Source organism: Arthrobacter sp. NPDC080086 (assembly GCF_040702285.1).
Map to the genome: position 1 here is coordinate 1 of NZ_JBFBKP010000144.1, position 4,916 is coordinate 4,916.

The following is a 4,916-nucleotide window of genomic DNA, read 5'->3' on the forward strand; positions in this document are numbered from 1 at the left end:
CCGGCAGCCCTCACGGCTGCCGGGCGCCGGTTTCGTTGTCTGAGATCGCGTGGTCTGCGCTCTGGTCCGCCGCGTCGGGATTCGCCGCGTACCGCAGCAGTGCCACGCCGTTGCGGAACGTCCGGGTCTCCAGCAGCGTCAGGTCGGTTGGCGCGGCGGCGGCCTTGAACAGCGGCGTTCCGCGGCCCACCAGCACCGGGTGGACGTAGATCCAGTACTCGTCGATCAGCTCGAGCCGGCGGAAGGAATCGGCCAGCTCCGCCCCGCCCAGTGCCAGGTCGCCGCCGGGGGCTGCCTTGAGCGCCCGCACCTGCCCGGCGTCGACGTCGCGCACCACCGTGGTGTTCCAGCCGGCCTCCGGCAGGGTGCGGGAGTAGACGTACTTGGGCATCTCCCGCCAGATGGCGGCGAAGTCCGCGACGGCGGGCGGGCAGTCCGGGTCCTGGTCCGCCGTGGGCCAGAACCCGGCCATCAGCTCGTAGGTGACCCGGCCGTCGAGGAAGGCGCCCATGGTGCGCAACTGGTCGTTGAAGTGCTCGTGCAGTTCGGCATCAACCCGGTGCCAGCTGAGGTCCGCGTGCGGGCCCTCCATGAAGCCGTCGAGGGAGACCTGGAAGGACAGGATGATCTTCCGCAAGGATCCGCCCTATCCGCCGGGCTTCGCGTAGCCCGCGGCGCTGACGAATTCGATCCCCACGAACGGATCCCCGCCCTCGACCCACGCGTCGTGCCCCGGCGGGATGGTGTAGGAGTGGCCGCCTGCGATTTCCGCCCGGTTGCCGTCGGTGGTCTCGACGGTGAGTCTGCCGGAAACACAGAAGCCGACGTGGCTTAGCTGGCACATTTCGGTGTGGACCACCGGTTTGATGCAGTCGGACCAGCGCCAGCCCGGCTGGAACGTGAAACGGCCGATTGTGTAGTCGTCGAGGGTGACGATATCCACCTCGGTCTTGTCCGGGCGGCGTTTTTCGTCCGGCATGTCATGGGACTTCACCTGCAACTGGGAAACAGCGACAGCAGGCATCGCTCTGCCTCTTTCCTTAGGGAATGGTAACTACGGACAAGGCCTACGATCCTCGCTTGCGCAGGGGTTGTCGATACGGTTTTCCTAGAAGCTGGAGGAGCTTCCGGAGCCGGAAAAGCTGCCCCCGCTGACTCCGTACCCCGTGGTGCCGCCCCGGGCCGAATTGATGCTGGTCACCCCGGTGGTGAAGCCGGAGGAGAACGCGGGAACGGAGAAGAAATAGGTGGACGGGTAGACCGTGCCAAGGATGCTGGGCTCGTAGCCGGGCCGCTTCCTGCCGCCCGTGCCGGACCGGGCCTCTTCCATCTCCCGGCGCATCAGCCGCGCCTCCCGTTCGGTGCGGGCGAAACCCTCGATCACGGTCTCCGCGTGCCGGTTCAGCAGTTCGGTCAGTTCCGTGCGGGCGTCCCGGAGCCGGTCCAGCGCATCCTCCGGGCCGAGGGTGCCGCCCGCGAGGTCCGCGGTCCAGCCCTCCATGTCGCCCTGGCTGCGGTCGCGGAAGGACCGCAGCGCGGCGGCGGTCGCCGAGTCGCCCGCGCCGTGGCTCTTGCGGAGGAGGTCCTCGATGCCGGCCAGGTCCCGCCGAAAGGGAGCGAGTTGGCGGTCCCATGCGGTGGGCCAGAGCGGGCTCCGGTTCAGCAGCGCGTTCGCGTCGGAGATGACGTCATCCAGGGCGTCCAGTTCCGCGGCGGCGTCCGCGAACTGCCGGGCCAGCGCCAGGGACGAGCGTTTCCCTTGCTGCCGTCGGGTGAGGGCGTGGACCCGGTTGGAGAGCGCCGTCGCGGCGTCGTACCGGCCGAGGAAACTGCGGTGCTTTTCCAGGACCGTGCCGCCGTAGCGGGAGGCGGCGGGGATGGTGCCGGCATTGAGTTCGGTGACCGGCAGGTCCATGCTCACCCGGGCGTAGGCGGCATCTCCCTTTGCGGTCTCCCGGCGGCACCCCACCCGGGTGCGCCAGCGGACCAGGAGCCAGGCGGCGGCTGCGGCGGCGGCGAGTCCCGCGCCGATCCACAGGGAGATGAGGAACGCGGCGCTGCGGTACCAGGGCTGGTTGATCAGTTCCGCGCCGCGGCGGATGCCGGCGATGGTCCCGTCCGTCCACTGCGCGTCGCGGAGCAGGTCCTTGGACGCGTCCTGGATGTCCGTCCGTGCCCCGGGGGAGACCTTCCGGTCCTCACCCATGTAGGTGCCGACGTGGCGGCCCACCGGGTCGAGCGCGAAAATGAAAAGCCCGTCCGCCCACTTCTGACCGTCGGGGCTGATCCAGTCCGGGTGCTCCGCCCGGGCGTAGCGCAACACCTCCTCATTCAGGTTGTCCGAGGCCGTGCCGTTGTACGTGTAGACCGCGACCTTGGTGGGCTGGTAGAACTCGATCCGCCGGACCGCCGGCAGGAGCGTGGCGAGGTCCAGGACGCCCGCCCGGTCTACGACGACGACGTCTGTGGGCGTGGTGCCGGCGCGGACTAGGTCTGTGCGGACTTCTCCCGTGGGGCCGGCGGCGGTGGTGGTGCCCGTGACGATCGCCGCAGCCGGTGCCGCGACGACTGCTCCGGTCACGGCGGGTCCCTGAACGAGCGCCAAGGCGAGGGCCGCGGCGAGTGCCAGGAACGCGGCAAACCTGGCGGCGGTAAAGGTCCCCATCGGTCCCACCATCTGCAGAAGGCGTGTTGTCCCAGACTCGCGGCGGACCGGCCGGGCTGAAAGGGTCCAAAGACACCATGACCGGTGCGGGTGGTCCTCGCATACTGTCGGCATGAGCCAGCCGAAGCCGGACCGGGTCCTCGTGGGCATCGCCGCGGCCATCGTGCTGCTGATCGTCGCGGCCCTGGGGGCCGTGCTGCTGCGCGGACAGCCGCGTCCGCTGGACCCGGGCACTCCCTCCGGCGTGGTCCAGCAATACAGCAAGGCCGTGGTGGAGGGCGACCTGACGGCGGCGCAGGGCTACTTGACCGGGAACGCCAAGTCCCGGTGCACGGGCTACTTCGGGACGGTTCAGGCGGCCCGGGTGGTGCTGGTGGGCTCCACGGAACGGGGGCCTACCGCCACCGTGCGGGTCTCCATCGTCCACCCCGCCGGGGAAGGCCCCTTCGGTCCCTCCGAATTCACCGAGGACGGGGTATTCGTGCTGGTGCGCTCCGGCACTGGCTGGTTCATCGACGACCTTCCTTACAGCCTGCAGGCCTGCACCGGCGGGACACCGGTCAAATGACCACAACGCCGGTCCGGCTTCCCGCCGGAAGTACCGCCCAGGCCAAGGTCCGCCGGCTGGTGGTGTACGTCCTGCTGGCGGCCCTGGTGGTGATCGCCGCCAACGGGGCCGCCGGCCTGCTGGAACGCGCACTGACCGCCGGGCAGCTCCTGGCCGGTGAAGGGATCGCCGGGCTGGCGCTGTCCCTGGCGTTCGCACTCGTGGGCGGGCCGCTGGCTGCGTTGCTCTGGTGGCTGGTGTGGCGCCGCCTGGGTGCGGAGACCGAACGTGCGGCGCCGTCGTGGGGTCTCTATGTCAGCGCCCTCTATACGCTGTCGCTGCTGATCTCCACCACCTCCCTCCTGGCCGCGGCGTCGTCGCTGGTCACGGAGCCCCAGCCGCAGTGGCGTCCGCCGCTCGCGGTGGGGGTCACCTGGTTCCTGGTGTGGGTGTGGCACCGGTGGATGTGGCGGCACCCGGCCAAGGGGCCCCTGGCGCTCGCGCAGGTACCGGGGGTCATCGGAACGACGGCGGGGCTGGCGATCGGGGCGGGCGCGGCGGTGGCGGCCCTCTCCGGGCTGTTCGACGTCGCCCTGCGCGGCTCGATGGAACTGACCGGCGCCGCGGACCCGTGGTGGCGGGCCGTCCTGGGGAACACGGTGTGGGCCGCCGGGGGAGCGCTGGTGTGGTGGTGGCACTGGTTCCGCGGCGGGGCCCGAAGGCTCAGGGGCGGCTTCGCCGACGTGGCCCTGCTGCTGGCGGGCGTCCTCGCCGCCGGACTGCTGGCGCTCGGGGGTGCCGGGACGGTGCTGTTGGTGCTGCTGCGGCTCGCGTTCGACCGGACCGAGACGCTGACCGGCCTGCTGTCTCCCCTCGGCGCAGCGCTCGCCGCCACCGCCGTCGGCGCCCTTGTCTGGCGGTACCACCGGGCGGCGGCACGCGGCCGTTCGCTTCGGGTCAGGCAGGCCGGGACCCTGATCACCTCGGGGGTGGCGCTGGCGGCCGCCGCATCGGGGATCGGCGTGGTGCTCAACGCCGCGCTCTCCCTGGCCGTGTCCCCGTTGGCGGAGACGCCACCGGGCGAGGGACCCGGCGGCGGGAGTGCCCTGACCCTGCTGCTGGGCGGGATCAGTTCGCTCTTCGTGGGCGGCCTGGTCTGGTGGCTTACCTGGCGGCCCCGGGAGCAACACGAAACGCAGGGCGTGACGCCTGGCCGGCGGGTCTACCTGGTGACCGTCTTCGGGCTCAGTGCGGCGGTGGCGCTGGCGGCCCTGCTGGTGATCGGCTACCGGCTCTTCGAACTGGCGCTCGCGGACATCACCGGCGGCAGTGTGGTGGACAGGATCCGCGCCCCGCTGGGCTGGCTGGTGGCAGCGGGGCTGGCCTCCGGCTACCACTTCTCCGTCTGGCGGCAGGACAGGACCCTCAAGGACTCCGAGGCACCAGCGGCCCGTCTCCGCATCGGGAGGATCATCCTGGTCACCGCCGCGGACCCCGAACCGCTCCGCAGGATTCTCGAGGAACAGACCGGGGCGCCGGTCACCGTGTGGCGCCGGGCCGGCGTCTTCCCGTCCGGTGCAGTGGCGCCCGCCGTCGCCGACGTTGCCGCCCCGCCCGGCGCGGTGCTGCCCGCCGTCGCCGACGTTGCCGCCCCGCGGTCGCTCGCCGGCGCGCTCGCCGGGATCAGCGCTCCGCGGGTGCTGG

The 4,916-nt window shown here is 71.4% G+C and carries 5 protein-coding genes; 2 read left to right on the forward strand and 3 right to left on the reverse strand.

Going from position 1 to position 4,916, the window contains the following annotated elements:
- Positions 1-10 precede the first annotated feature (10 nt).
- From AB0305_RS22655 to AB0305_RS22665, 3 genes are all read right to left on the reverse strand, one after another.
- A complete protein-coding gene (locus AB0305_RS22655) occupies positions 11-637 on the reverse strand; it encodes a dihydrofolate reductase family protein (protein WP_364135343.1) in 627 nt (208 codons plus the stop codon).
- A 9-nt stretch (positions 638-646) separates the two neighbouring features.
- The gene (locus AB0305_RS22660) at positions 647-1,024 is read right to left on the reverse strand and encodes a cupin domain-containing protein (protein ID WP_290257681.1); all 378 of its coding nucleotides are present in this window, start codon (positions 1,022-1,024) and stop codon (positions 647-649) included.
- 84 nt (positions 1,025-1,108) lie between these two features.
- A complete protein-coding gene (locus tag AB0305_RS22665; RefSeq protein WP_364135346.1) occupies positions 1,109-2,665 on the reverse strand; it encodes a DUF5129 domain-containing protein in 1,557 nt (518 codons plus the stop codon).
- 112 nt (positions 2,666-2,777) lie between these two features.
- On the opposite strand from AB0305_RS22665, the gene AB0305_RS22670 reads away from it, so the two are divergent.
- Positions 2,778-3,233: a hypothetical protein gene (locus AB0305_RS22670; RefSeq protein ID WP_364135349.1), complete on the forward strand. Its 456-nt coding sequence runs from the start codon at positions 2,778-2,780 to the stop codon at positions 3,231-3,233.
- The coding region (locus AB0305_RS22675; RefSeq protein ID WP_366174126.1) for a DUF5671 domain-containing protein at positions 3,230-4,916 on the forward strand (1,687 nt) is incomplete at its 3' end. The genes AB0305_RS22670 and AB0305_RS22675, both read left to right, overlap by 4 nt.